The following is a 26,261-nucleotide window of genomic DNA, read 5'->3' as shown; positions in this document are numbered from 1 at the left end:
CGGGGCCGGGCAGGCGACCAGGAGGTCCGTGTGCACCGGGATGCCGGTCAGTCCGGTGTCGGCGGGGCGGAGGATCTCGTCGCGGCGGTCGGCCGTCGGGGGTGTGCCCGTCAGGACGACGGCCGCGCCATGTGCCTCGACGCGCACGCCGAGTTCGGCCACGTCCTCGTGTGCGAGGCGTTCTCCGAACCGGGCGATCCGGTGGTGCCGCTCTCGCCGCCGTTCATCGCGATGCTCCGTCCGGGGAGTCCGACAGTGCCTTGCGCCGCAGGCGGTAGGGGACGACGTACCAGCAGAGCACGAACCACAGCATCACCCCGCCGACGACGATCCCGGCGGCCAGCGCGTCACCGAGGACCACGTTGAGGATCAGCATGAGCGTGCAGGCGATGGTCAGGGCGAGGAGGACCATGCCGCAGACCATGAGCCGCCCGGCGGCGGTCACGGCCTCCTCCTTCAGCCGCAGCCCGGAGAGGTAGCGGTGGAGGGAGACCGGGGCGATCAGGGCGGCCGTCGTGAAGGCCGCGAGGACGATGGTGACGACGTACAGTCCGTGGTCGAAGTCGCCGAGTTCACGGAAGCGGGCGGTGAAGGAGAGGCTCAGCAGGAAGCCGAACAGGATCTGCACGCCGGTCTGAGCGACCCGGGTCTCCTGAAGGATCTCCTGCCACCGTCTGTTCACCCGTTCCCGGGCGCCTTCCGGTGGGCGTGGTGCCTGTGGCCGACGCGCTGTCTCCTCCTTCTCGGTGCGCCGCTCGGCATCCGTCAGGCGTCTCATCGCGGTCATGACGTCCTCCTCGGCTCAAGGCCCGCCCCGTTCTGGGGAGTGCCCGTCGGACGGTCTCGTGAACAGGCAGGAGCGAGGGCGATCCGGAGGCCGCTGCGGGGCGCGGTCGGGATCCGTCGCAGGGGGATCCGCAGGTCTTGCGGGGGAAGCGTCCGGTCCTGCCGGGCCAGTGCGCGCGACAGGGCCGCGAGGACGGCGACCGTGATGTCCTCACCGGGGCAGCGACGGCCGGTACGGGTGTCGCCGCCGCCCTGCGGGATCAGGGCGTCCGGGGGTGGTGGCCGGGCGAGGAAGCGCCTGGGGTCGAAGCGGTACGGGGCCGGCCAGAGGGCCGCGTCGTGGTTCTGCCCGTACACGTCGAGGAGGATCAGCGCGCCCTCGGGGATCGGTTCGCCGTGCCACTCCAGGTCACGGGCGGCGATGCCGCCGACGAACGGCACGAAGGGGTAGAACCGGCGGACCTCGTGGGCGAAGGCCGTGGCGTAGGCACCTGGTCCGTCCTCGCGCAGGCGCTCCCGGGTCTCGGGCCACCGGTGCAGCGCGTGTCCCGCGAACGTCACGAACCAGGCGATGGCGATCGCGGGACGGGCGATGTTCAGCGGCTCCACGGCGGTGGTGTGGAGGTCGAGCAGACCGCCGTCGGCATCCCGGTGCCGGACGAACGCGGCGAACGGCGTGTCCGCCGCCGGTGCCGCCGCCACCCGCGCCTCCTCGACCGCACGGGCGAGGAAACCCTCCTGGCGGGACCGGGCGCGGCGGGCCCGCGGGGGGCGTGGGCCCGGGGTGGCGAAGCCGTCGACCATGGCGACACAGTCCCGCGCCAGGCCGCCGACGCGTGCGTCGTCGTACGGCAGCCCGGCCCAGTCCCGGACGCCCCGCGCGAGCACGAGCGCCGCCTCGTCGAAGAGCACGGCCTCGCGCCGGACGGCACGGGCGTCGAACGCCTCGCGCCAGGCGTTCTCGGCGTGCGCGACGAGGGAGGCGACGGCGGCCGGCCCGGTGAGCCGGCCGCCGAAGAGCGCCTTGCGTACGCGGTGGTCGGCGCCGTCCAGGGTGTGGACGGCGCCCCGCCCGAAGAGGGTGCCGAGCACGGGTCCGGGCAGCGCGCCGGCCCGCCGTACATGGGCTTCGTCGTAGAAGAAGCGCACCGCATCGGGTCCGCTCGGTCCGACGGCGGCCCGGCCGATCAGCCGGGTCCGGACGACGTCGCCGTTCGGCGCCCGGCGGCGCGCGTCGGGCAGCCGGCCGTATCCCTGGAGCAGCAGCGCGGCGGTGCGGTCCTGGATCAGCGGGTTCATGCCCCTGCGGCTACCCCGTCGAAGCGGGGGCACGCGCGCGTGTCGGGCGTTCGGTCCCCAGGGGGCGGCCGCCGGGCCCGGGAAGGTCGTGCCGCAGGGGGCGAGACGGGAGCCGTGGCACGGGCACTCCCCGGTCTGTCGGGCCTCGTGCATCGCACGCTCGTCGCCGACCGGTTCGAGGACGGCGCCACGATCGCCCCGGCACTGGAACGCCTGGGCGAGCGCGGTCGCTCCGGCCGCCCCGGGCGCGGTCGGACGCGCGGTGCCGCGCCTGCTCCGCGGAGGGCGGACCCTCGGGTGGTCCCGCTCGGCACCACCGAGGCCGGCGGCAGCGGCGCGTCGTCGGCTCGTCCCGCCTCCGGGCGGCCGATCCCCCAGGTCCTGGCCTCCGTACGGCCCAGGGCGATGTCGTACGCGCGTTGGCCTCCCCGCACCGGGCAGGCCACCTCGGAGGCCGCCTGGTCGAGCGGCAGGGTGGCGATCCGGTGCTCTCCGGGCCACCCCCGCCGCCGGGTGGGTCGTCGAGGCGCTGCGACCCCCTTCTCGTACGTGTCGGGAGCTCTCGGGTACGGGGAGCACCGTACGAGCTCGACGGCGACGACGGCGACGACGGCGACGACGGCGACGACCGCTACGGCGGCGACGACGGCTACGGCGATCAGGGGCCGTCCGCATCGCTCGCTCCGGTCATGTGGTTCGTCTCCCCACGGTCCTGAAGGGGCTGGTGTGGAGGTGGGTGAGGAGGTCGGCCGGGTCGTCGTACACGGCGGCGGCGCCCGCCTCGGTGAGGTCGGCGCGCGGGATGCCGCCGCACAGCAGCCCGGCGCACACCACGTGGGCGCGGCGCGCGGCCTTCATGTCCCAGACGCTGTCGCCGACGAACACGGCCCGGCCGGCGGGCACGCCGACGAGCGAGAGGGCGTGTTCGATCGGGTCGGAGGCGGGCTTTCCCTTCTCGACGTCGTCGGCGGTGGAGGTGTCCGTGAGGGCGTCGTCGGCGTCGACGGCCCGGCGCAGGGCGTCCAGCTCCCGGTCCTGGGCCGAGGTGACCAGGACGACCTTCCAGCCGTCGCCCGCGAGGGCCCGCAGCAGTTCGCCCGCCCCGCCGAAGGCCTGCAGGCGCTCGAAGAAGGTGCTGTAGAGGGTGTCGTGGGCGGCGCCGAGCCGGTCGTCGTCCGACCGGTCTCGGGACCGGCCGAGCAGGTGGTCGATGAGCTGCTCCCCCGGCAGGCCGATGGCCCGGTGCACGGCATGGGCCGGCACCCGGTGGCCGTTCTGCCGGAAGGCCTCCCACCAGGCCACGACGTGCAGGTGATTGGAGTCGACGAGGGTTCCGTCGACGTCGAAGAGTGCGGCGCGGTCCATGTCCGGGCCCCCTACAGGTCGCGGAGGGCGGGCGGCGAGGCCGTCTCCGCCCGGTGGTGGAAGGGCATCTGGTGGGCGCCGCCGACCGGGACGAGGGCGAGGCAGGTGAACCCGGCCTCGGCGAAGGGACGGTCCGCCGCCACGGCGGCGTCTGCGCCCCCCCCACGGGGGATGCTCGCCACGTCCTCCGGCCGGGTGTGCTCGGAGGCCTGGTCGCACCCCGCCGGGAACGGGAGTTCGGCGCCGAGGAGTCCGCGTTTCGGCTCGGTGGTGATCACCACGTCGGCGTGGCGGCCGTGCCGTGTCGCGTACTCGCCCGTGAGCAGGGCGCGGATGATCCGGAACCGGCCTTCGGAGCGGAGGCCGCATCCGGCCCGTTCCGCCTCGGCCACGTGTCCGACCGACTCACGGGGGCCGGTCTGCCCGGTCGTCATCGTGTACTCGATGCGCGTCGTGTCCCGCGACGTGCCGCGATCGAGGCGTCCGGGACGGGAGCGGGCCGGCCCCGATGAGCCGGCCCTCGCACCGGGGCGCGGGAGACGAACGGTCAAGGCGTGTCCGGTCCATCGTCGGGCGGCAGCCTCCAGGTCTGCGTCCCCCGGGCCGTACGCGGTCCGGGTGTCTCCATCGGGCCGGGTGTCTCCATCGGGCCGGGCGGTTCCCTCATCGCTTCGGGCCCCTTCTCGGCGGCCGTGTCCATGGACGAGCCCGTTCCCCCGGCTCGCCTGGCGCTGTCGGCCTCCTCGGGCCGGATCCGGCCCCGCCAGCCGCCGGTCGCGTCCCCGCGCGCCTCGATGAAGCCCTTGAAGCGCTTGAGGTCGCCCTGGACCCGCCGGTCGAGGATCCCCAGCGCCGCGGCGGCCTTCCCCGCCATGCCGTCGGATCCCATGTCCATCATGAGCCGCACCCGGGTGTGCCCTTCCTCCAGGGGCTGGAAACTGACGACGCCCATCTGCCGTACGTCGCCTCCCGTCGTGCGCCACGCGATGTGCTGGTCCGGAAGCTGGTCGACGATCTCGGTGTCGAACTCACGCCGGACCCCGGCGACCTTGGTCCGCCAGTGGCAGTGCCGGTCGTCGATCTGCCGGACGTCCTCGACGCCCTCCATGAAGCGCGGGAACTCCTCGAACTGCGTCCACTGGTCGTACACGTTCCTCAGCGGTACGTCCACATCGATCGTCCGCTCCACCTTGCTCATGGTGCGGCCTCCTTCGTGTTGTCAGGGCACTACTGGATCCGGACGCCGGGACTCGCCGTCAATGGGCGGCGGCTCCGAACTCGGCGTGCTGAGTCCGCAGGGCGAAATCGGGTTCCGCCCAGGTCGGTCGGCCGAGGCGGCGGTGTCGGGCCTCGACGCGTGCCTCCTTCATCAGCGCCCGGAACTCCCTGTCGCCCGTCCCGCCGCTGTCGGGTTCCGTCCTGTCGTCGGCGTTCCCACGCATGGGATCCGCCTCCTTCCAGCCGTGCTCTCGTCCCCGCGGCCACCCCTGCCGGGGTGCACGCGGACGGAGTACGGCCTGTTCGTCGGCGCTCGGCGCGTCGAGCGGGTTCTCCGGCGCGTCCTCCTCACGGGCGACTGCCCACTGCGGCGCTCCCGAATCGCCCTGCGCCGGCCCGACCGCGCGTTCACAGGGCGCCCACCGCGATACGGAGGCCGGCGAGGAGGCCCGCGTACGCCTCCTGCCGGTCCCGGACCCGCCGTACGGCCCAAAGGCGGACGGCCGCGAGGACCCGGGTGCCGTTCCCGGCGCCGGGCAGCGGTCTCGGCGCCCCCGGGCGGTGCCGACGCGAAGTCGGGGCCGGGCAGGGCACGGCCTGCGGTGGCGCCCGAAGTGACCGCCGGCCCGGGCACCACGGGGCGGAGTCCGGACCCGGGCGGGCGGGCACGGGGCGTGCGGGGCACCGGCATGGCGGGCCCGGGGGCGGGTAGACGCGCGCCGAGACGAGGAGCCCGCGATGAAGATCCTGACGATGGGTGTCGAGGAAGAGTTCGTACTGGTCGACCGGGTGACCCGGGCCCCGGTCAACCGGGCGCCTGAGGTCATCCGGCGGGCGGGCCGCGAGCTCGGCGAGCAGATCCAGACCGAGTTCTTCAACGCGCAGGTCGAGATCTGCACCGTGCCCACCGCGAGCCGCCGGGACCTGCGCGACGAACTCTCCTGGCTGCGCGCCACGGTGGGCGCGGCCGCGCGGGACGTGCGCTGCGTACCGGTCGCCTGCGGCACTCCCGTACTGCCGCCCGAGGAGCCGCTGACCGTGACGGACACCGAGCGGTACCGGCTGATGGCCCGGCGTTTCGCCTCCCTGGTCACCCGGGAGGACGGGGTCGCGCGGGACGACGGTCTGGTCTGCGGATGCCACGTCCACGTCGGGGCGCTCGACCGCGAGCGTGCCCTCGCGCTCGCCCAGCACATGCGGCCGTGGCTGCCCGTGCTCCAGGCGCTGGCCGGGAACTCGCCCTACGCGGGCCGGCACGACACCGGCTACCAGAGCTGGCGGGCCGTCGAGCACGCGAGGTGGCCGACCGTGGGCCCGACCCCGGTCCTCGACGAGGCCCAGTACCTCACCCATGTGGCGCGCCTCGTCAGGGACGGGACGCTGCTCGACAGCCGCATGGTGTACTGGCACGCCCGGCCCTCGGAGCACGTGCCGACCCTGGAGATCAGGGTCGCCGACGCCAACGCGGACCTCGACACGGTGGTGCTGCTCGCGATCCTGGTCCGCGGGCTCGCCGCCGCCCTGCTGTCCCGCGTCGACGCCTCGGTCCCGCCGCCCCGGGTCCCCGAGCCGGACCTGCTCAGGGCCCACCGGCTCGCCGCCGCCCAGGGCATCACGGGCATGGGCCTGGACCCGGTGGACGGCAGGGAGCGGCCGGCCGCGGCGCTCCTGGACGCGCTGATCGCCCTCGCCCGGCCGGCGCTCGACGCGACCGGTGACGCCGACTGGGCGCGCGAGCAGTGGCGGCGGATCCGCACGGACGGCGGGGGCGCCGCACGGCAGCGCGCCGTCTTCCGCCGGCACGGCCGGCTCAGCGCGGTGGTCGACGCACTGGCCGCCGCCACGATGAGGAGCTGACCCCCGTGGCCGTCACCGCCTCGCTCCCCCGGCTCTCCGGGCCGGGACGCGTCGGCGGATTCCGGATGTGCCGTCTTCCCGGGGTGTACGCGCCCCAGGCGGACACCGCCCTCCTGGCCGCCCAGTTGCGGCGCGAGGAGCTGCGGCCCGGGGCGCGCTCGCTCGACCTGTGCACCGGCACCGGCGTCCTCGCGGTCCTCGCCGCCCTGCGGGGCGCGCGGGCCACCGCCGTCGACGTCTCGCGCGCCGCGATCGCCGCCTCCCGGGTCAACGCCCTGCTGTACGGCTGCCGGATCCGGGCGCTGCGCGGAGACCTGGATGCGCCGGTGGCGCCCGAGCGCTTCGACCTGGTCACGGTGAACCCTCCCTATGTACCCAGCGAGGAGACGGAGGCGCCCGCCCGCGGTGCGCGGCGGAGCTGGGACGCCGGGACCGACGGCCGTCTGCTCCTCGACCGCGTCTGTGCGCGGGCTCCGGTCCTCCTGGCTCCGGCCGGGGTCCTGCTCCTCGTCCAGTCCTCGCTGACTGGGGTCTCCGCCACCCTCGACGCGCTCGCGCGCGGCGGGCTGCGGGCCCGTGTCGTACGGCGGCGCACCGAGCCCTTCGGCCCCGTGATGGCGGCCCGTGCGCACTGGTTCGAGGCCCGGGGGCTGATCTCTCCGGGGACGCGCTCGGAGGAACTGGTCGTGATCCGCGCGTGCCGGGAGTGATTCGCACGTGCTGGAGCGATTCGCACGTGCTGGAGCGATTAGGGCGTGCCGGAGTGATTCGGGCCTGGTGGGGTGGGCAGTCGCACGGTACCTACGCGGTTCGATGCGATGGGCGGTGTGTGTGATGTCTGTTTCCCCGAACGAGAACGCCCCGCGGGTCGGGGAGCGGCAGGACGGCGGAGCGGGCGGGGACGGGCGCGGTCGGGCCCGCACGGAACCGCCCCGTCTCCGGCCGCTCCCCGAGGGACCGCTGCTTCTCGAGGGGCCCGCGGAGATCGTCATGCCGGACGGGTCGGTGGTCCTCTGCGAGCGCCCCGTGATGGCCCTGTGCACCTGCCGTCGGAGCCTGCGGGCGCCGTTCTGCGACACGAGCCACCGGCCGCGCCTGCGGCGTCGCCCCGGTGGTCCGGCCGAGGAGGAGGCGACGTCATGACGATGCTCCGGGCGGCCGTCGCGGCGCGGGCAGAACTGCCCGGGGCCCGCGGCGAGGTCTCGGGCGCCGTACGGAGCCGGCTGCTCGGCGGCGGCCCCGCGAGCCTGCCGGGGGCCGCCACCGTCGCGCGCTGTTCACCGTACGGCGAGGATCTCCAGCTCGCCCTCCACCTCTGCTACGAGCTCCACTACCAGGGCTTCGCGCGAGTCCCCGACGGCCTGGAATGGGACCCCGGCCTGCTCGGGGTCCGGGCCCTCCTGGAGCACCGTTTCGAGAGCGCGCTGCGCCACGACTGCCGGGATCGCCCCGACGTCGACGAGGCGCTGGCGGCCCTGCTCGTGGAACCGTCCGACGGCAGCGGCGTCTCCCACTTCCTGACGTCCCGGGGCGAGTCGTGGCACCTGCGCGAGTACGCGGCCCTGCGCTCCGTGCACCAGCTGCGGGAGGCCGATCCGCATCTGTGGGTCGTCCCCCGGCTGCGCGGCCGCGCCAAAGCGGCCATGGCGGCCGTCGAGTACGACGAGTACGGCTGCGGGCGGGCGGAACGGATGCACTCCCAGCTCTACGCGGACCTCATGTCCGGCCTCGGTCTCGACCCGTCGTACGGGCGGTACACGGACGCCGTCGGTGCCGAACTCCTGGCGGCCTCGAACCTGATGTCCCTGTTCGGCCTGCACCGGAGGCTGCGCGGGGCGCTCGTCGGACACTTCGCCGTCCTGGAGACGACCTCGCCGCCCGCCGCCTCGCGCATCGCCGCGGCGATGCGCCGAACGGGGGCCGGACCGGCCGCCGAACGGTACTTCGACGAACACGTCGAAGCCGACGCCGTCCACGAGCAGCTGGTGCGCCGAGAGGTCGTGAACGGTCTCCTGGACGACGAGCCCGACCTCGCACCCGACGTCTCCTTCGGCATCGCCGCGACCTGTCTCGTGGAGGACCGTTTCAGCACTCACACGGTGAACGCCTGGTCCCGGGGCGAGAGCGCCCTGCGCACACCCCTGCCGCCGCTGCCCGGGGACGAACGGTGAAGCCCCGGGCGACTGCCGGGGACGTACTCCCCGACGGCCTGCGGCCCTTGGGCTCTGCCATGACTTCGGCAGTCCCGATGATGGCGTGGACGGCGTGGACGGCCTGATGCCCCCATGGGCACGGGCGGACGACGATCCACGTCTCGTACGAGCCCACCGCGAGGACGCGGCGGCCTTCGAGGCCGTCGGGCACACCACGTTCTCCGGTCACGTCGGCGTCTGCGCCGCCTCGTCCGCGGCGGGCTCCGTCCGCGGCCCGCCCGGAGATCACCGACCTGCCCGTACGGCCCGTCGCCCTCAGGCCCGGGCGGCCCGAGGCCGCAGCGCGCGGGCCGCGATGACCGCTGCCCCCACGACCGCCGACAGCAGGAAGCGGTGCCGGGCCGCCACGGTGTACGGCGACCGGGCGGCGGCCTCCGGGCCGAACGAGCCGTGGGCGCCGTGGTCCCGGCCCCGGGGGCCGTCCAGCGGCTCCCACAGGTTGTGCGGGGCTCCGGGCCGCGCGGGTTGGGCGGTCTGCTGCGCGTCGTATCCGGTACGGGCGAGACAACGGTCCAGGAGGACGGGGACGAACCGGTGCGCGAGGACGCTCCCGGCCGTGGACGCCCCCACCCGGTACTCCGCACGGCCCGGACGGCGGGCGGCATGGAGTACGGCGCGGGCCGCCACCTCCGGCTGGTAGACCGGCGCCACGGGGCGCGGGCGGCGGGGCAGTCGGGACAGCACCCAGGAGAACTGGGGGGTGTTGAGGGCGGGGAGCTGGACGACGGTCACGGCCACGTTGCTGCGCTCGTGCCGGAGTTCCATCCGGACGGAGGCGGTGAAGCCGTTGATCGCGTGCTTGGCCCCGCAGTAGGCGGCCTGGAGGGGCACGGACGCCTCGCCGAGCGCGGAGCCGACCTGGACGACGACCCCGGAGTCGCGCGGGCGCATGCGCCGCAGCGCGGCGCGCGTGCCGTTGACACAGCCGAGGTACGTCACCGCGGTGACCCGCTCGTACTCGTCGGCCGTCACATCGGGGAAGCGGGCGAAGACCGAGGTGAACGCGGAGTTCACCCAGACCTCGATGGGACCGAGGACCTTCTCGACCCGTTCGGCGGCCTCCTCCACCCGGGTGGGCTCCGCCATGTCCACCGGCACCACGAGGGCCCGCCCGCCGGCCCGCTCCACCTCCTCCGCAGCGGCGTCCAGCCCGCGGCGCCCGCGCGCGAGCAGCGCGACGCTCGCCCCCTGTTCGCCGAAGACACGGGCGACGGCCCGGCCCACGCCGGCGCTCGTCCCGGTGACGACGACGGTCCGACCGGCCATCGACGGCCCTCCGCGTCGGCGCGCGTGGATCACGAACAGGCCTTCCATGAAAGTCCCGAGAGCGAGGCCCGCACGGCGGGGACGAGGAGCTCGCGGGGCACGCTTGCGGGGTGTCATCGGCGTCCTCTCCATCGGATGGGGGGGATACGAGGCCGGATGGGGTACGAGGCCGGATGGGGTACGAGGCGCCTGCCCGTTCCGGCAGCGGACAACCACGGCGGGGGCGGGATCCCCGGAAGTGGCTTCGGGAGGTTCCCGGGGGCCCGGGGCCAATGCAGTTGCTTCAGCGTCCCGGCCACCTGTTGCCCCGTGCAGCTCACCGGACGACTGCTGACTGACCTTCCCCGTGGGGTCGGTTCTGGCATGAAGCAGCAGTCTTCGTTGCCAGGTTGAGGCAATGACCGAGGAAGCTTGCCCTGGCAGGGTGTGACCCATGGGCGAGAGGAAGCTGACGGCGGGAACGAAGTGGGCCCTGCGGGCGCTGATCGTCCTGGTCGGGGCGTTCGCCATGGCTGGCGGGGTATCGGCGAGTCTGCAGGCGTGGGAAGAAGCCAGGATCGGTATGGGCTTCGACGGGAGACCGGGTCGGTTCGTCGCCACGGCCTGCAAGACCGAGAGCAGCGGGCGTGGCGGTTCAAGCACTGTTTGCACCGGGACGTTCACCCCCGACGACGGGCGCACAGTTGTAGCGAGTCGCCTGAGGTCGGGAGACGCGGGCATGGCGGTCGGGGACTCTCGCAAAGTACGGTGCGACGACGATGGCACATGTGTGTTCGCCGGACAGACGGCTGCGGTGGCGACGGTCGGGGGCGCTCTGGTGCTCCCCCTCGTTACGGCCCTCGTGCCTATTGCGACGTTCTCGCTCGCGCGGCACGTTGGATCCCGGCGTAAGCATGTCCGTTGGTCCGAGAGGTGACCGGGAGAGATCTGCTAAGCCGGCGCCGGGGTTCGCGTTCCCTTGAGCACCGGTTTTCCGGCCCGGCGGGTACTCTCCGGCTTCGCGGTTGGGTTGTGGGACCACGGTCGGGTTGGACGGTGCCACGTCTGGCGTGGGTCCTCAGCACACGCCAGCGGTTCGGCTTCTTGATCGCGCGTGGGCAGTCCCGGCTGCGACGGGTCGGTAGGAGGCGGCTGGGTGCTTCCTGCCCGGCGCCGGTGTAGGAGCGGGTGAGCTTGGTGGCGGTCGATCCGAGTAGGGACGGGATGACGCGGACGCACTTCAGGCAGGAGACACGGTCGGCGTCCACCGTCGGGCGGGCGAGCGCCGCTGTGTGGGCGAACCGGCGGATCGCGTGGTGGACGGCGAGGCAGGCCCGCAGTTCCTGCCGGACGCCCTCCGGTGTCCGCGACCTGATCGGCCCGCCGGGGCCGGGGGGTTCTTGATCTCGTCGAAGGCGAGCTCGCTCTCCCAGCGCTCCCGGTAGAGCGCGACCAGCTCGGCGGCCGGGTACTGCTCGGGGTCCAGCAGCGTCGTGCCCAGGTGGGCGACCTTGCCGTCGTTCGCGAAGGTGATGACGCGGTAGATCACGTGCCGGGACAGCATCCGGCCTTCCCACGCGGCGCGGAGCCGGACCTCCTGCCCGGCCGCGCCATCGACAGGTACGAGCCGTCCGGAAGTTCTTCCCGGGCGGTGCCGAGGTGGCTGGACTGGAGCCTGACCAGCAGATCCGCGCCCGCCACGGTGAAGACGTGAGCGAACTCGACCGCCCAGAAGCCGCGGTCGGCGATGACCAGGCCGCCGGGGCCGGTGGAGCCGGCCAACGGGTAGGCGAGGCTGCGCTCGCCGTCGCGGTAGCCGCCCAGGCGGGCATCGAGACTCCGCGCGCTCCGATCTCGGCGAGGACCACCGCCCTGACCTGGGGGAAGCCGAAGGGGACGCCGCCGGTGGCGGAGGGACCGTCGAAGGTGTCGCCGTTGCTCGTCGAATCCGGGAGATCGAACTGGGTGCCGTCCAGGCGAGGAGTCGCAGCCGCCGCCACCACGCTCCGGGCGTGTCCGGGGTGGCGAGCGGGCCGGCCACCTGGCGGAACACGGTCTCCAGCACGTCCTCCCCGGGCCGGGCGCGAGCCCGGCACGACGACGACCGGTTCACCCGCGCGAGGGACCGGCCGCCCGGGATGCCGCTGGTCAGCACCCGCAGCACCTCCCCGTACGACTCCCTGACGAACAGACACAGGGCCAGGACGAAGTACACGACCAGCCGCGCCGGCAGGAGACGACGGCGCCGCTCGGCTCGGTCGTGCTCGGCTGTCGCCGCGTGCACCGGCTCGGCGGTGAACACCTTCGTCAGGATCCCGATCCGCACCCGCTGGCCCGCGTCCCGCCCCGTCACACGCGGGGCAACGATCCCCGTAACTCAAAGGCAACTACATTGGCCCGGGGGTTGCCGGGGGGTCCCCCCGGGGGGCCCGGGGGTCGGTAGACGCAGTTCCCCTCCGAGAGCGGCGCCTTGGGCGAGGAGCGCGAGGCTCCCGACCGCCCGGTCGACGCATGGCATGGCGCCCCACGGGCAGTCGCCCATACAGAGGCCCCGCCGCAGAGGAGCAGCGCCATGTCGACCGACGCCATCGTGAAGGCCAGAGAAGAACACAAGATGATCAGGAAGCTGATCCGGGCCTACCGCTCCAACCGTTACGACGCGGGCACGGACGAGACCGACCCCCGGGCGAAGATCATGGACCAGCTCGTCGAGGCCGTCACCGTGCACCAGTACGTCGAGGACGAGGTCATGTACCCACGGATCCGCACCGCGGCCCCGGACATACGCCCCACGACCCTCGAACTCCACGAGGAGCATCACGTCTGCGACATGCTGGCCGGCGAGCTCTCCTCGATGTCGCCCGAGGACCCCGCCTACGACGCGAAGGCCCGCGTCATGATGGACACCATCGAGCGGCACCTGCACAGGGAGGAGCAGGACTGGTTCCCCCGGGTACGCGAGGCGGTGAGCCGCAAGGAACTGCAATCGATCGGCGTGTCCATGGAAACGGTCAGAGAACAGGCCCCCCATCACCCCCACCGTCCGCTGCTCCGTAAACTCTCGGACGCCATCGCCGCCTGACCGGCGCTCCAGGCGGTTGCCGCAGCGCTCGGCAGCCTGGTCGAGCAGGGCGATGCCGGCGGTGTTCTCGTGGGCGGAGGCGGCCAGGACCACCACGCCGATGACCAGGTCGAGCACGTCCACTGCCAGGGCGCGCTTGCGCCCCGGTGGCTTCTCGGCCGCGTCCAGTCCGGTGCTCCTCTTCGGGTCCTCTTCGCCACTCCGGCGGCCGTCCGCAGCGACTGGGTGTCGCTGACGACCAGGGACGGGTCCGCTAATCGGCGGACCCGCTCGCGCACCTGGCAGCGCAGCAGTTCCTGAATCTGCTGGTCCAAGCCGTGCTCGCGCCACAGGGTGAAGCAGTAGAACGCCGCCGACCAGGCCGGCAGGTCATGGGGCAGGTAGCGCCACTGGCAGCCGGTCCGGTTCTGAGGGAACAGCGCGTTCACAACCTCCCGCAGGTCGCACGAGCCCGCATCGCCGGTCGCCGACCGCGCCACTCCCTCCTGCTTCCACGACGTGATCACGGGCTCGATCAAGGCCCACTGATCATCCGCCGGATCACTCGGATACGCATGTCGTCCTATGGCAACTGTGGCGCCACCTGGGATCCAGCAGGCCTTCCCCGGAACCACAGTGGACACCACGATCGAGCGATACCGAACCGTCAAAAACGGCACTTACTGACTTCGGCTCGTCAGGGTGAACCTTCGCGATGGCCCTGATGGGTCTGGAGCGGTGGCTGTATCCGGTGGCGTGTGAGATATGCGGATGGGGGCGGGCTGACCGCCGCGGGCCGTGAGCGCCGGGAAGTGGTACGGATCCAGGCGGCCGAGCTGTTCGAGCGGGGAGTCAAGGCACCGGAGGTCGCGCGACGACTGCGGGTGAGCCCGAAGTCGGCCTACCATGCGAGGGGGGTCCCCGTGGACGGGACGATCACGGCGGACGCCCGCGAGCGCGCCGCCGGACGGACGAACGGACGGCGGACGGCATGAGCGAGGTCTGGCGAGGGCTGCAGCCCCTGCGCGTGGCACCCGGCTGGCGGATCGACATCAACAGCCTCTACGCCGTGGACCCTTCACCGGAGACCATCGAGTGGTTCTACGGCTCCGCGCTGGTGAGCGGCCACCGGGTGCACGACGGGCTCTGCTTCGACGCGCGCTGGGAGCCGGAGGGCGATCCCAAGGGGGCCTACGGCGTCGACTTCCTCCGGCTCGCCGGATTCGGACGGAAGGGACGGAGCACCCGCGAGCCCGCCCCTCTCGGCACCTGGACCACCAGGAGCCGGACCGCGCTCGTGACGGCCCTGGAGGAGTTCATGTTCACCGGGAACCTCCCCGCCGGCCACACCGCTCCGCCGCCGTTCCCGAACCATCACGATTGACTACCTGACTTCGGCTCGTCAGGGTGAACCTTCGCGAAGGCCCTGATGGGTCTGGAGCGGTGGCTGTATCCGGTGGTGTGTGAGATATGCGGATGGGGGCGGGCTGACCGCCGCGGGCCGTGAGCGCCGGGAAGTGGTACGGATCCAGGCGGCCGAGCTGTTCGAGCGGGGAGTCAAGGCACCGGAGGTCGCGCGACGACTGCGGGTGAGCCCGAAGTCGGCCTACCAGTGGCACCAATGGTGGCGGGAGGGTGAGGCCGGGGCACTGGCCTCCCGCGGCCCGAGCGGATCTCGATGCCGCTTTCCCCGCGCTGCCTGGAGAAACTGGCCGTGTACCTGGAACAGGGCCCAGCAGAACACGGTTGGGTGGAGGACCAGGTGTGGACCGCGGCGCGGGTGGCCACGCTGATCGGCCGGAAGTTCCACGTCTCCTACAGCGTCTCGGGCGCCACGAGGCTGATGCACCGGCTCGGCTTCAGCCCGCAGGTCCCCGCGCGGAAGGTCGCTGAGCGCGACGAGCAGGCCGTCACTGCGTGGAAGGAGGCGACCTGGGCGGAGGTAGAAGAGCGCGGGCGGCCTGCGGGGGCTACATCTGCTTCGAGGACGAGGCAGGCTTCACCCGCCGGCCGCCCAAAGGACGCACCTGGGGCCGACGGGGCCGCACCCCTGTGGTGACGGTCAGCGGCCGGCGCTCGGGACGTCTGTCGGTGGCCGGGCTGATCGCCATGCGGCCCGGCTCCCGTACCCGGCTGTGCCACCGTCTGCGATCCCATCCCGCGGGCAGAGGCAAGCGCCGCAGCATGGGCGAGCGCGACTTCATCGCGCTGATCGACGGCGTCCACCAGCTGGTCAAGGCGCCGATCGTGCTGGTCTGGGACCGTCTGAACACCCACGTCTCCCACGCCATGCGCGACTTGATCGCCGAACGTGCCTGGCTGACGGTGTTCCTGCTGCCCGTCTACTCGCCGGACCTCAACCCCGTGGAGTGGGTCTGGGCACACGTCAAGCGCAGCCTGGCCAACCTCGCCGTGGTCGCCCTCGACCGACTCGAGGCCCTCGCCCGCAACCGGCTCGAACGCCTGCAGTACCGGCACGAGACCCTCGACGGCTTCCTAGCCGGCACCGGCCTGACCCTCGACACCCCAACGTCATCCTGACAAGCCGAAGTCAGTAACGTCCTTCGAGAGGGGTGGTGGGGCGACGCGGCGGGAGCCGGATGGGTTCCAGGAGTACGTGAACGGGCACCAGGCCTCGCTGCTTCGTTCGGCTTACCTGATCACAGGTGATCCGCGTCCGGCGCATGGCCTTGTACAGAGCGCACCGGTGAGGGTGTGGCCGCGGTGGGAGCGGATCAGCCGGATGGAGAACGTGGACGGCTGGTGTCGGCCGCGATGCTGTCCGAGACCCCAGGTGAGGTGGCATGAACGAGCAGAACCACGAGGAGACAGTTGTCCGGGCCCTGCTGCGCGACGCCGCGGCGGCCTTCCCCTCTGGAGACGCGGACCTGTTCGCCGGCGTCGCAGCCGGTGCACGGCGCCGCCGGCGGCGGCTCACACTGCTCGGCACGGGCGGCGCGGTGCTGGTCATCGCAGCGGGCGCGGTGTCGGCTGTCACGATGTCGGCAAGCTGGCCTGGAGACACGGTGCGGGTGGAGGCGACGGGCGCCGATCGCCCGTGCCCGGCACAACTTGGGCCGTTGAACGCTTCGCAGCGCCCAGGAGCCGCCGACGCGATGGTTCCGGCCTCACCGGTCTCGGCCTGGGTCTGCCTCTACAAGCGGCCATCGTCCCCGGCCCCGGCCCCGGGGAGAGCGGACGCCCTGGTACTCACCCGCTCTGGCCGCCTGTCGAGCGCGCGGGTGAGTGCCCTGGTCGCCTCGCTCGACGCCGCGCCGAAGGGCGCGATGCGGTGTGTCAGCAACGCGCACACGGTCACGGACGTGCGGTTCGCCTACCCGAGCGGGCCCGACGTCGAAGTCCGCATCGGAGTGGACAACTGCCGCGACGCCTCCAACGGCAGCCGGGACGCCAACGCCACCGTGGTCAGCATCCCCGTGCCCCGGACGCGGCGCAGCGTGGGCCGACGCCGAGCCCGTCGCCGTGATGACGGCAGGCGTACCCCCCGGGGTTCAGCCCCTGGACGCGCCCAGGAAGCGCAGCACGGCGAGCACCCGACGGTGGTTCCGCATCGGCCACCGGCAGGTCGAGTCTGGCGAAGATGTCGTTGATGTGCTTGGCCACCGCGCTCTCACTGACCGTCAGCGCCTCGGCGATGCCGGCGTTGGACCGGCCCTCCGCCATCAGGGCCAGCACCTCCCGCTCGCGCGGGGTCAGGACGGCCAGGGGGTCGCCGCGGCGGATCACCGCGGCCGCCCGCACGCCCTCACCGGTGAAGGTGGGCGGCATCCGGACGTCCACCAGGGCGAGTTCGGGCTGGTGCTTCTCGACGGCGGCCAACAGCGTTTCCGCATCGCCGACTTCCGCGACGACCTGGAAGCCGCCCATCTCCAGCACCTTGACCAGGCCGACCCGCAACAGCACCGAGCCCTCGGCGATCACCGCGCGCACGGCAGCTCCACCGTCACGGTCGTCGGTCCCCCGACGGGGCTGCTGAGCCGGAAGGTGCCGTCGACGGAGCCCACCCGCTTGGCCAGCCCGCTCAGCCCCGTACCACCGGAGGGGTCGGCGCCGCCCAGCCCGTCGTCGGTGACGTTCACCCGCAGGACCGTCCCGACCCGTCGGACCGTCACCTCGACCCGCGAGGCGCCGGCGTGCTTGGTCACGTTCGCCAGCGCCTCGGAGATCACGAAGTACGCGACCGACTCCACGGCGGGCGCCGCCCGTTCCGGCAGCTCGACCCGCAGGCGCACAGGCAGCGGAACTCGGGCGGCCAGTCCGGACAACGCCGCGTCCAGGCCCCGGTCTTCGAGCACCGCCGGGTGCAATCCGCGTACCAGATCGCCGAGTTCGGCGATCGCCGCCTTCGCCTCCAGGTGCGCTTCTGCCAGTACCTCACGGGCCTCGCCCGGCAGGTCGGGGCGGGCGGCCATGGCCAGTCCCAGGTTGACCGCCAGCGAGACCAGCCGCTGCTGGGTGCCGTCGTGCAGGTCGCGCTCGATCCGGCGGCGCTCGGCATCGACCGCCTCGATCAGGTCGGTGCGGCTGTCCGCCAGGTACGCGACCCGCTCCTGGAGCCGATCGGCCCGGCTGGGTCCGAGCAGCGCCGCGGCGGAGCGGGACTCCGCCCGGGCCACCACCCCGGCGAGCCAGGGCAGGAGGGACAGCAGAAAGAGGCCGAGCACGGTGTAGCACGGCATCAGCGTCGCCCAGCCGAACCAGTCGCGCCGCACCCCGACCGGCAGCGCCCACACCCAGCCGTACCCGGTGGCGCCCGCCAGACCCACCACCGCCGCCACCAGCACCAATAGCTCCGACAAGGCCACCAGCGGGCCCAGCAGCAGGTGGTACCCGACCTGGCGCCAGGCGCGCGGCGAGGAGAGCCACCGCAGGGCCGTGGTCGGCGACCACCGCTGCGGCACGGGCGCCGAGCGATGGATGTCCACCCCGAGCAGCGCCCGGTGCCGGTACCGCTGAACCGCCGTCAGTACCGGGACGCCGCTCAGGACCAGGGCGACAGACACCGGGAGCGTGAGCGCCCAGTTCCCCGTCCTGGCAGTGGTCGTCGCGCCCCAGGCCCACACGGGCACCAGCGCCAGGTGCACCGGGACACCCGTGGCCAGGAAGCCGGTGTCCCGCCGCACCCGCCGTGCCAGGCGCCCCAACCGGGGTGGAATCGTCATGGCTCGACGTTAGAGCACCTCAACACGGGCCTGCCATGGATCTTGTATCCGCATCCATGGTGAACCCAGTACCACCACGCCGGGGCCGGGTCAGAGGGTGCTTGAAGCGGGCAGGTCGACCTTTGACGCCCTGGTACACCCCTCGACGGGTCAGTTCCGTCTCGTCCGTCATGTGGTGGGCGAGGTTGTCGATCGAGGCGATGCGGATCATGGCTTCGGAGCCGGTGTGAGGGCCTCGCAGTCGCGGGCGAGAGGCGGCACAACATGATCCATCCGAAGCCGCCCAGGCGGCTGCTCTGCCACTCTGTTGCCTGACGTCCGAAGACTGTCGGTGGCGCATGGCAGGATCCGGCGCATGAGCACCAACCAGACAGAGCGGATCGCCGTGAGCCTGGCCGTCGAGTACGAGCAGGCGCAGGGCCGACGGGTGACGGACGTCGGCCACGGTTGGCCACCCGGCCTCGGGCCCCAGGTGCGGCAGTGGACATCCAGCCGACGGGTCACGTGCGATCTCGTCTCGCGAAATCCGGACGGTTCACTTGCCCGGCTGATCGAGGTCAAGGGGCGGGGCGGACCGACGAGCGTGTCGATCTACGACCGGCAGTACAGCGCGATGAGCGGCTGCGGCGAGAACTGGTGGCTGTACGTCGCGTTGGAGTGCCGCACTGACCATCCGAAGCTGGTGATCGTCCGCGAGCCGGCACGCCTTCCGTGGCGTCGGCTGCCCGGAGCCGACGGGACGCCGCACGGCCGTCCTCGTGTGCGGGACGAAGGCGAGTGGCACGTGAGTCAGGCCGACATCCTGAGGATGGGCCATGTTCACACTCCCCCGCTCTCCCCACTTCATCCATGCCCGGAATAAGCGAGGAGGAGGAGCAGCCGCTCTGGTTGTTCGTTCTCAAGGGTCTGGTCGCGGTTCCGTGAACGGTCTCGGTCTGTCGCTTGAAATCCCGACGGGTCAGTCGTCAGCTGCGACCAGCAGTGTCAGCAACGACCGTTCATGGTCGACGGCGACGTACTCGTGGAAGTCCATGTGCACACCGCCCCAGTCGTGAAACGCCCTCGGCCCCAGATCTCGGAGGTGGTAGCAGTGGGTGGCCGTGTCGATCACGGCGCACACCGCCGAGGCGAGCGCCTCCTCCAGGGACTCCGGGACGGACCCGTGCCGGTCGGTCCAGGCGCGGAGCGTCCGTAGCGCCTCGGAGTTGCCGATCGGCTCGTAGGCGCGCGCCGTGACGTTCCCGCGCCAGTACGGACCGTGCCGGATCCCCTCAGGATCGATGCCGCCGCCTGCGTAGTCATCGCGGAATTGCTCGTGCGCGACGAGCGCCGCCAGCAGCTCGCCGTCCGGAACGTTCCGTGGGAATCGGAACGACTTCCCATCGACCCACCGGTAGCCGTGAGGCCCGTGGCAGGATGGCCTCATGTTGATCCGAAAGGGCGATGCCGCGTAGGCGTCCCCAGGCCGTCCGCGCAGAGCGGTGGCGGCCACGACGGCGGTGTCCGGTCCTGAGGGTCCATGGTGTCTCCGCGCGGACTCGTGCGGCGATCCGCAGGGTCGAGGACCAGGAGATGTGGCCCAACGCGGTCGCTGACGCGCTCTCTTGTATCGAGTGGGCTTTCGCACGGCCCGGCCGGTACTTGGACGCCTCCGCGTTCTGCTCGCCCGGGGTGAACGATGCCCGTGACGACCTGGAGTGGGCGATGCGGCACCTTCCGCCGGGAGCCAAAAGGGACTTGGGCCGACTGATCACGCGCATCGACGAAGAACTGGAGCGCCGTACCTTGCCCGAGCCGAACCACATCGAGTCCGCGACGTTCGGTTGGTGGTGGACCAGAATGCGGGAACGCTGACGGACCCGGGCGCGTACACCTCCGCCTCCCTCCAACCGAACGGAACCGTCCCCCTCCACGACCGCTCCCCGAGATCTGTGCCGGAACCGAGCTTCAACAGCTCCTGATCGCTCGCCCCGCGGCGGTGTCATGCGCTGCCCGGGGAGGGCGGTCGGGCGGCCTGGCAGCGCGCCACGTACCGTCAGCGCATGCACGATCAGCAAGACCAGGATCAGTTCGTCGTCCCCGGGGCCGCGGGGGCCGAAGCGGTGGTGTTCGTCTGTACGGCATGTGGAGCCGCGCTGACGGGGCCGCTCACACGGCTGCCCTCTGTTCCCGAGGCTCCGTACTACGCGTGGTGGGACGCGGATGAACCGGGCCCGTCGCCGGCGACCGTGCCGTCGGGCTGCTACGCGATCGAGACGGAGCCGTACGGTGCGCCCTTGGCCGTCGCCGAGGTGCCCGGGCCCGTGATGCCGCGCCATGGGGAGCACTGGAACGTGGAGGGAAAGCCATTGGTGTCGCAGGGCCCGCGAGGGAACATCGTCATCAACCCGGACGATGCGCGCGGCCTGGAGCTGCGGCACGCATCCCCCGCCTGCTGCGGAGCGACCCCGGACGGCGGAATGAACCAGCTGTGCGCCTGCGGGACCCTCGTCGCGACCCTCTGCTCCGATTGCTGCCTGCCGTACGAGCTGCATCTCTCGGCCGACCACGTTCGCGCCGTTCGCCCCTGAACGGGGGTGGGCTGCCGCTGCTTCTCCTCGCCGGCATTCACGCGGCCGCCGGGCGACGCGTGGTGCCGAAGCCCACCGCTCCCGCCCTTGGGCCGGAGACATGTACGACGAGGGCGATGTGGTCGAGCCCGGCGCCGCGTTCTCCGCGTACAGCGGCGTCGACGGTGAGCAGGCCCGGTGATGGTCATGATGGTCGGCGTGCGAACGACAGGGCTGGCCGCCACTCGTGTCCGTACCGGCCCGCACGTTCATGCCCGCTCGCGGCGGCGCCGTCGGTCCTGGTGGCAGCCGTACGCCGCGGCCACCTCCGCCAGTCCCTCCAGGCCGCCGTCGGCGCCGCCGCCTCCGCCCACGCGGGCGAGCAGGAGCACCCGGGCCGGCACGCCGGCGGCTGCGTACGCGGCGAGCCGGTGATGACCGTCGAGTACCGCACCCACCAGCCACCGCTCCTTGTGGCGGGCCTCCACGTACCGGTCGTCGATCCAGCCGAGGACCACGGCGGCGGGACGCTTTCCCGCCGCGATGGCGGCCGCGTGCCGGGCGACGGCCGCCGGGTCGAACGCCTGCGGCGGCTGCGAGGGCAGGAGGGCGCCGTACGTGAACGGCACCCGGCCGCCCGGAACGGGCGCGGTGAGCTGGAAGTGCGGGACGCCGGGCCAGTGGTCCTCGGGACGGTCCTCGCCGTATTCGGAGTCGTCGCCGTCCTCCTCCGCCCGGGCCGCCACGCGGCGGTACCACCACGACCGGGCCGGATCGGACACCCGCTCCAGCGGGAGGTCGAGCAGAAGAGCACGGTAATGACCGGTCTCCAGCTCACCGAGTACGGGGCTCCATTCGGCGAGCAGCGCGGTGTCGAGCCGGTCCAGGTCGGCCAGCCGCCCACGCATGCCGGCCGCGATCCGGGCCGCCTCGTCGCCCGGCCAGCCCAGCAACGTCAGGCCCAGCTCGCACGTGCCGCAGAACGATCCGACCCGGTACAGCGGCTTCCCGTCGACCGTCAGGGACCGGTCCCAGCGCGGCCAGGAAGAACCGGGCGACGGCAGGTCGAAGGCGACCCTGATCCGGCCCGCTCCTCCGTCGACGGAGAACCGGGCCCACACGCCGGACTCGACGACGGCGTCCCGCACCACCACGGGCTCGCGCTCGGTGCGCCCGTCGGCCCAGACAGCACGCACGGCCGCCGCGTACGCCGCCCCGCTCGCCCGCTCCGGCAGGAGCGGGTCCCGCCCGGTGAGCCGTACGAGCGCGTGGTGGACGTCGTACACCCGCTCCTCGCCTCTCTCGGCCAGCCATCGAAGCAGGTACGGCACGGCGGTGGGATCCCCCATCAGCTCCAACGCGACGGTGAACGCGGCGTGGTCGAGTCCGGTCACCCCGGACAGCCGGCCGGCGATCGATGCCGTCCACTCGCGGACACCGAGGCGGCCCAGCGCGAGCGCGGCGCGGCCGCGCACAGCAGGATCTCCAAGGAGGGCACCGAGGCTCGGGGCGAAGGACGGGTCGCCGGAGAGTCCCATGGCATCGACGAGTTCAGGGGCGGGCGTGCCGTCGGCACGCCCATCGCTCCCACCGGACGCCGGCGCCTCCTCCCCGTACGTGCGCAGCAGCTCCGCGGGCAGCCGCAGCCCGCGCGCCACGGCGGCCCTCAGCAGGTCCTGACGATCGTCGGCGGTGAGCGCGGGCTCGGCGAACAACCGCAGCAACACCTCGTCCCCGGCCCCGCCGAGCGCCCGAAGGAGCCAGGCGAGGTGGGGGCGGAAGACAGCCCGGTCCGTATCCGACCGGTACAACTCCTCGACCGCCTCGGCGAGGCCACCGGGCCGGTCGGTGTTCAGCGCGTGCAACGCGCTCCACGGATCGTCGGCGCACAGAGCGGCGCGCAGACGCACCCGGACGGTGTCGTGATCCCCCATACAGGCAGTATCGACCACGGCCAGGCGGCATCGGCAGACAGGTACGCGGGTGCCGACAGCCACACCGCCAACGACCAGCCCGAGCCCGCACGAACGGGGAACAGACGGCCCGTGTGCGGGAGGGAGCGGGCAGATCACGTCGGATCTGATCTGATCTGATCTGATCAGGCAGGCTCCCCTTACCGGGAAGGTTTCTCCCCCCTGTCTAGACACGTTCCAATCGCCGGTGGGGAGTCGGCGGGAGTTCGATCACGACGGTGTCACCAGGCGTCACAGGGCCGCCCTGGCGGACGACCGCCATCACGCCTGACTTGAAGGTGAGTTCCTCTGCGTCGGGCTCGAAGGAGAACATCTCGCCGAGCAGTCCCGACCGGAAGTCGTTGATCTTCGCGCACGGATTCCGCAGCCCTGTCACCTCGACCACCGCTTCACCGCCCAGATGCAGCAGTGTTCCGGTCGGGAGCCCGAGCAGGTCGACGCCGCGCGTGGTGATGTTCTCCCCGAGCTGACCGGCGGAGACGTCGAAGCCCTTGAGCGCGAGCTCGTCGAAGAGCTCCGCATGCATCAGGTGGACCTGGCGCAGGTTGGGCAGATCCGGCTCGTAGGTCATGCGGAACTGATGGCGGATCGTCTCCCCCGCATGGACATCCCCCTCGACGCCCAGCCCGGCGAGAAGGTTGATCGCTCCTCGGTTCGGCTTGCTGAACGCATAGGTCGCGCTGCGGCTCACCGCCGTGACTGTGCCGCCCATCACCCAACCCGTCTCTCACCGAATCCTTACCCGGCCGATCCTAAAGGAGGAGCACCGCGGGACCCCCGCCCCCTGATTGCGGCTCCCGCCTGGTCGTACTGCCGCTCGTCCCAGAGGCGCGCGCCTACGACATCGGAGCAGCGGACGAGCCGCCCCCGCGACTGGCTGATCCGCTCGCCCCTGGCTGCCGCTCAGCTGTCTGCCAGGGACGAGCCGAGGATCAGCGGCCCCACGCCGTGCGAAGTACGTGGGGCCGCTCGGGAACGCGCTCATCGGGAGCGCTCCACCACCGTAACGGCCCGTTCCCGTACGGGCTCGTTGGAGCGCTCCCCGGGGCGGGGAAGCTCCGCGCGCTGCTTCTGGTCAGGGGGCAGGGCCTTCCCCTGCACCACCGCTTCGTCCGGAGCACGGAGCCATCGTATGAAGTCGTCGTCCCGGAGCCGCGTGGGAGGGAGTGAGTGAGGAGGGGCTGGCGCTTCTTCTCGTCGGTGGCGAGGTTCCGGCGGGGCTTGGTGGCGGCTCAGGTCGCGACGTAGGTGCGGTGGTGTGAGGTGTTCGGGGGCAGTCACCCGGCCGGGTCCTTGGCGGATGTGTTGCGGGGTTGGAGGCTGCGGTGACAGTGGTCAGGGTGTCGGGTCGGGCTGTCCTGGCCGTTCGCTCATGCCTCGTGCCGGGTGCGGCTCCGCGGGGGGCTGCTCAGCCGGCGGGGCGCGTCATTCGGTCCAAGTGGTGTTCCCTTTCCTCGCTCGGGACCTCTCGGTGGTTGCGTATGCGGGGCTGTTGCACTGCGTGTCGGTGACGGGGTCGGCCCAGGTCGTCTCCGGAGTGTCGTCCGTTGTGGCTTCCCGGATCGCGATGTGTTCCATGACGCGGTCGCGGGCCGCGCCGTGCCAGTGCTCCTCTCCGGGTGGGCAGCTGACGGTCTCGCCGGGGTGGGCTTCGAGGACGGTGCCGTCGCGGGTGCCGATGGAGGCGACGCCGGAGACGACGTGCAGGGTCTGTCCGACGGTGTGGGTGTGCCAGTGGATACGGGCGCCCGGGGCGAAGCGGACCAGGTTGGCACGCAGGCGGGAGGGCGCCTGTCCGGAGGCGATCAGGACCAGGGGGACGGCTCCGGCCGGGACGCCGGCGCGGTCGGTGAGGAGCGGGGTGAGGTAGGTGTACGTGGCCAGGACACCGCCCATGACCAGTACGGCGGCGGCCAGGACGAGCCACAGCCGGCCCTGCCGCAGGGCGCGGACCTCGGCCCGTACCGAGATCCCGGCCCGCCGTTCCGTACGGGGGATGAAGCGGCGGACGAACACCGCCGCGAGACCCGCGAGGGCAGCCAAGGCCCAGAAGGGGCCGCGCCAGCCGGTGTACCGGCCGACGAAGGAGCCGATCGGTACACCGACGACATTGGCCAGGGTCAGGCCGCCCATCATGACGCCGACGGCCCGGGTGGAGCGGGCCGGTCCCGCGGCGGCGGTGACGATGGCGAAGCCGACGGCCCAGAACGCACCGGTGGCCGGCGCGGTGGCCATCCGGGCTCTGTCGCACTTTCGGTGGTCAGAGAGGGACACAGCGGAACACGCCTGGTGGATCTGACCCCCGCGCCCACCCAGAACGTCGCTCCGTCTCCGCCGCCTTTCTGAGAACAGACCACTGACCTCGCCGCGAACTGGACGGATCACCGTCAGCAGCGGTGCTCACCCAACGGCACCAGCAAAGTGCGACAGAGCCCAGAAGTTGTACCGGAGCCCGGACTCCTGCGGCTGGAAGAGGGGCCCCTCCCGACACTTCGGGTGCCGACAGGGGCCCTTTCGCGAACCGCCCGGGGGTCAGCGGTCCGGGTTGATGCCGTTCGAGACGGACTTCACGCGAGCGATCTGGACCTTCGCCGCATACTCCACGTTGCCGAGCTCGGTGTCGCTCGCGTGGAGGTGCGCCACGACGGCGCCGATGCGCATGACGACATCGAACCTGTCGCCGTCCTGCATCGCCTCGGTCTCGTCTGCGCCGGCGTCCACTGTCACCGGCTTCGCCGGCTCGCCGTACTCTGCGCTCTCCTTGCGTTCGTGCTCCGCCAGGTCCTTCATCGTCGTGGACGCGTCCTTCGCCGTGGCGAAGGTGAAGAGGGTGAACTCCACTCGCGCCTCGTCCGCGGAGCCCCGGGCCTCCATGTCCCTGTTCCCGATCGCCTGAATCCCGGCACACGGCGACTGCGTCAGCTTGGAGCAGCCCTTGACCACATCGTCGCCCTGGACCACGACGGGATCACCCCCGACCATGACGTCGCCGACGCTGCCGTCGGACGGTAGCGCGTAGTACAGGCCCGTCGCGTCCACCCAGACCGGCGGGAAGTTCGGCGTCACGCCCTTGCTGTCGGCGGGTGCCGACGACTCTCCGCCTCCCTTGGCGTCAGCGGGTGCCGACGGCTCTCCGCTTCCCTTGGCGGGCGGCTTCGCCGTCGCCTCTCCCGTGTTCGGGCTGCCCTTCGCCGCGCCTTCCGCCGGGGCGCTCCCGTCTTTGCACCCGGTCAGGGCAAGCGCCATTACCGCCGCGACGGCGGCCCCCCGTATTACAGCCTTCACCGGACTCCTCCGATACCTTGACCATGCCCGGAGACGACCGGACCATGATCGAACTCATTGACATGCGTACCCAACCCCATCGACCGTCGACCGGCCAAATTCGGCGGCGGCTTCACGCTGTCGCGGAACCGCGCAGCAGTGACCTCGTCCAGCCCCCCGCTCTCGGTGCCCGGGACCTGCACCGCGATCACGGCCTCCACGCCGAACGTGTTCCTGACCGGGACGAC

Annotated in this window: 25 protein-coding genes and 5 pseudogenes; 11 read left to right on the top strand and 19 right to left on the bottom strand. The window is 72.3% G+C overall.

The genetic code is table 11. The features are described 5' to 3' along the window. Positions 1-223: 223 nt before the first annotated feature. The 6 genes from ACFYUS_RS22005 to ACFYUS_RS21980 form a co-directional block, all read right to left on the bottom strand. Positions 224-778: a DUF6328 family protein gene (locus ACFYUS_RS22005; RefSeq protein WP_388855143.1), complete on the bottom strand. Its 555-nt coding sequence runs from the start codon at positions 776-778 to the stop codon at positions 224-226. Positions 779-783: 5 nt separating this feature from the next. After that, positions 784-2,085, bottom strand: coding sequence for a cytochrome P450 (locus ACFYUS_RS22000; protein WP_388854503.1), 1,302 nt, complete (start codon positions 2,083-2,085; stop codon positions 784-786). Positions 2,086-2,772: 687 nt separating this feature from the next. Beyond that, the gene (locus ACFYUS_RS21995) at positions 2,773-3,450 is read right to left on the bottom strand and encodes an HAD family hydrolase (RefSeq protein ID WP_388854500.1); all 678 of its coding nucleotides are present in this window, start codon (positions 3,448-3,450) and stop codon (positions 2,773-2,775) included. 11 nt (positions 3,451-3,461) lie between these two features. After that, positions 3,462-3,884, bottom strand: a complete 423-nt coding sequence (locus ACFYUS_RS21990) for a hypothetical protein (protein WP_388854497.1) — start codon at positions 3,882-3,884, stop codon at positions 3,462-3,464. Between the two features lie 113 nt (positions 3,885-3,997). Further along, positions 3,998-4,648 (bottom strand): SRPBCC family protein, encoded by a 651-nt coding sequence (locus ACFYUS_RS21985; RefSeq protein ID WP_388854494.1) that lies wholly within the window; start codon positions 4,646-4,648, stop codon positions 3,998-4,000. A 58-nt stretch (positions 4,649-4,706) separates the two neighbouring features. Then, on the bottom strand, positions 4,707-4,892 hold the full coding sequence (locus ACFYUS_RS21980) for a hypothetical protein (RefSeq protein ID WP_388854491.1): 186 nt from the start codon (positions 4,890-4,892) through the stop codon (positions 4,707-4,709). Positions 4,893-5,406: 514 nt separating this feature from the next. Here ACFYUS_RS21980 and ACFYUS_RS21975 point away from each other — a divergent pair. The 4 genes from ACFYUS_RS21975 to ACFYUS_RS21960 all read left to right on the top strand — a co-directional run bounded on the left by ACFYUS_RS21975 (position 5,407) and on the right by ACFYUS_RS21960 (position 8,696). Next, entirely contained in the window at positions 5,407-6,525 is a 1,119-nt protein-coding gene (locus tag ACFYUS_RS21975; RefSeq protein WP_388854488.1) for a glutamate--cysteine ligase, read from the top strand. A 65-nt stretch (positions 6,526-6,590) separates the two neighbouring features. Next, positions 6,591-7,235, top strand: a complete 645-nt coding sequence (locus tag ACFYUS_RS21970; protein ID WP_388855140.1) for a HemK2/MTQ2 family protein methyltransferase — start codon at positions 6,591-6,593, stop codon at positions 7,233-7,235. 103 nt (positions 7,236-7,338) lie between these two features. Continuing rightward, positions 7,339-7,668 carry a CDGSH iron-sulfur domain-containing protein gene (locus ACFYUS_RS21965; protein ID WP_388854485.1) on the top strand — a complete coding sequence of 110 codons (330 nt, stop codon included), beginning with the start codon at positions 7,339-7,341 and terminating at the stop codon, positions 7,666-7,668. Beyond that, on the top strand, positions 7,665-8,696 hold the full coding sequence (locus ACFYUS_RS21960) for an iron-containing redox enzyme family protein (protein WP_388854482.1): 1,032 nt from the start codon (positions 7,665-7,667) through the stop codon (positions 8,694-8,696). The genes ACFYUS_RS21965 and ACFYUS_RS21960 overlap by 4 nt, the downstream gene beginning before the upstream one ends. A gap of 297 nt (positions 8,697-8,993) precedes the next feature. On the opposite strand, the gene ACFYUS_RS21955 is transcribed toward ACFYUS_RS21960, so the two are convergent. From ACFYUS_RS21955 to ACFYUS_RS21940, 4 genes and pseudogenes are all read right to left on the bottom strand, one after another. Then, entirely contained in the window at positions 8,994-10,004 is a 1,011-nt protein-coding gene (locus ACFYUS_RS21955; RefSeq protein WP_388854479.1) for an SDR family oxidoreductase, read from the bottom strand. 1,219 nt (positions 10,005-11,223) lie between these two features. Beyond that, complete coding sequence (locus ACFYUS_RS21950) at positions 11,224-11,547, bottom strand: hypothetical protein (protein WP_388855137.1); 324 nt, start codon at positions 11,545-11,547, stop codon at positions 11,224-11,226. After that, positions 11,529-11,765, bottom strand: a complete 237-nt coding sequence (locus ACFYUS_RS21945) for a hypothetical protein (RefSeq protein ID WP_388855197.1) — start codon at positions 11,763-11,765, stop codon at positions 11,529-11,531. The genes ACFYUS_RS21950 and ACFYUS_RS21945 overlap by 19 nt, the downstream gene beginning before the upstream one ends. Positions 11,766-12,039: 274 nt before the next feature. Beyond that, positions 12,040-12,309 (bottom strand): annotated as a pseudogene (locus ACFYUS_RS21940) (transposase domain-containing protein); the annotation flags it as partial. Between the two features lie 246 nt (positions 12,310-12,555). On the opposite strand from ACFYUS_RS21940, the gene ACFYUS_RS21935 reads away from it, so the two are divergent. Next, a complete protein-coding gene (locus ACFYUS_RS21935; protein ID WP_388854476.1) occupies positions 12,556-13,065 on the top strand; it encodes a hemerythrin domain-containing protein in 510 nt (169 codons plus the stop codon). A 3-nt stretch (positions 13,066-13,068) separates the two neighbouring features. Here the strand turns inward: ACFYUS_RS21935 and ACFYUS_RS21930 are convergent. Beyond that, a pseudogene (locus ACFYUS_RS21930) lies at positions 13,069-13,631 on the bottom strand (transposase); the annotation flags it as partial. A gap of 171 nt (positions 13,632-13,802) precedes the next feature. On the opposite strand from ACFYUS_RS21930, the gene ACFYUS_RS21925 reads away from it, so the two are divergent. From ACFYUS_RS21925 to ACFYUS_RS21910, 4 genes and pseudogenes are all read left to right on the top strand, one after another. Further along, on the top strand, positions 13,803-14,039 hold the full coding sequence (locus ACFYUS_RS21925) for a helix-turn-helix domain-containing protein (RefSeq protein WP_388854473.1): 237 nt from the start codon (positions 13,803-13,805) through the stop codon (positions 14,037-14,039). Further along, entirely contained in the window at positions 14,036-14,428 is a 393-nt protein-coding gene (locus ACFYUS_RS21920; protein WP_388854470.1) for a hypothetical protein, read from the top strand. The genes ACFYUS_RS21925 and ACFYUS_RS21920 overlap by 4 nt, the downstream gene beginning before the upstream one ends. A gap of 142 nt (positions 14,429-14,570) precedes the next feature. Next, positions 14,571-15,103 (top strand): annotated as a pseudogene (locus tag ACFYUS_RS21915) (winged helix-turn-helix domain-containing protein). Continuing rightward, on the top strand, positions 15,019-15,585 hold the full coding sequence (locus tag ACFYUS_RS21910) for a transposase (RefSeq protein ID WP_388855134.1): 567 nt from the start codon (positions 15,019-15,021) through the stop codon (positions 15,583-15,585). The pseudogene ACFYUS_RS21915 and the gene ACFYUS_RS21910 overlap by 85 nt, the downstream one beginning before the upstream one ends. A 971-nt stretch (positions 15,586-16,556) precedes the next feature. Here the strand turns inward: ACFYUS_RS21910 and ACFYUS_RS21905 are convergent. From ACFYUS_RS21905 to ACFYUS_RS21895, 3 genes and pseudogenes are all read right to left on the bottom strand, one after another. Beyond that, positions 16,557-16,995: pseudogene (locus tag ACFYUS_RS21905) on the bottom strand (response regulator transcription factor). Continuing rightward, positions 16,983-18,227 carry a histidine kinase gene (locus ACFYUS_RS21900; RefSeq protein ID WP_388854467.1) on the bottom strand — a complete coding sequence of 415 codons (1,245 nt, stop codon included), beginning with the start codon at positions 18,225-18,227 and terminating at the stop codon, positions 16,983-16,985. Before ACFYUS_RS21900 ends, ACFYUS_RS21905 begins: the two are co-directional and overlap by 13 nt. A gap of 133 nt (positions 18,228-18,360) precedes the next feature. After that, positions 18,361-18,502 (bottom strand): annotated as a pseudogene (locus ACFYUS_RS21895) (IS5/IS1182 family transposase); the annotation flags it as partial. Between the two features lie 80 nt (positions 18,503-18,582). Here ACFYUS_RS21895 and ACFYUS_RS21890 point away from each other — a divergent pair. After that, positions 18,583-19,089: a protein NO VEIN domain-containing protein gene (locus tag ACFYUS_RS21890; protein WP_388854464.1), complete on the top strand. Its 507-nt coding sequence runs from the start codon at positions 18,583-18,585 to the stop codon at positions 19,087-19,089. A gap of 96 nt (positions 19,090-19,185) precedes the next feature. On the opposite strand, the gene ACFYUS_RS21885 is transcribed toward ACFYUS_RS21890, so the two are convergent. After that, a complete protein-coding gene (locus ACFYUS_RS21885) occupies positions 19,186-19,719 on the bottom strand; it encodes a hypothetical protein (RefSeq protein ID WP_388854461.1) in 534 nt (177 codons plus the stop codon). A 550-nt stretch (positions 19,720-20,269) separates the two neighbouring features. On the opposite strand from ACFYUS_RS21885, the gene ACFYUS_RS21880 reads away from it, so the two are divergent. After that, the gene (locus tag ACFYUS_RS21880) at positions 20,270-20,797 is read left to right on the top strand and encodes a hypothetical protein (protein ID WP_388854458.1); all 528 of its coding nucleotides are present in this window, start codon (positions 20,270-20,272) and stop codon (positions 20,795-20,797) included. A 248-nt stretch (positions 20,798-21,045) separates the two neighbouring features. Here the strand turns inward: ACFYUS_RS21880 and ACFYUS_RS21875 are convergent, their stop codons facing one another. From ACFYUS_RS21875 to ACFYUS_RS21860, 4 genes are all read right to left on the bottom strand, one after another. Continuing rightward, positions 21,046-22,710, bottom strand: a complete 1,665-nt coding sequence (locus ACFYUS_RS21875) for a hypothetical protein (protein ID WP_388854454.1) — start codon at positions 22,708-22,710, stop codon at positions 21,046-21,048. Between the two features lie 205 nt (positions 22,711-22,915). Beyond that, positions 22,916-23,461: an MOSC domain-containing protein gene (locus ACFYUS_RS21870; RefSeq protein WP_388854451.1), complete on the bottom strand. Its 546-nt coding sequence runs from the start codon at positions 23,459-23,461 to the stop codon at positions 22,916-22,918. A 713-nt stretch (positions 23,462-24,174) separates the two neighbouring features. After that, positions 24,175-24,984 (bottom strand): MFS transporter, encoded by an 810-nt coding sequence (locus ACFYUS_RS21865; RefSeq protein WP_388854448.1) that lies wholly within the window; start codon positions 24,982-24,984, stop codon positions 24,175-24,177. Between the two features lie 297 nt (positions 24,985-25,281). Further along, positions 25,282-26,034 carry a hypothetical protein gene (locus ACFYUS_RS21860; RefSeq protein WP_388854445.1) on the bottom strand — a complete coding sequence of 251 codons (753 nt, stop codon included), beginning with the start codon at positions 26,032-26,034 and terminating at the stop codon, positions 25,282-25,284. Between the last annotated feature and the right edge of the window lie 227 nt (positions 26,035-26,261).

The organism is Streptomyces sp. NPDC004284, assembly GCF_042874035.1.
GTDB lineage: Bacteria > Actinomycetota > Actinomycetes > Streptomycetales > Streptomycetaceae > Streptomyces.
This window is presented reverse-complemented; position numbering and strand designations above follow the sequence as displayed.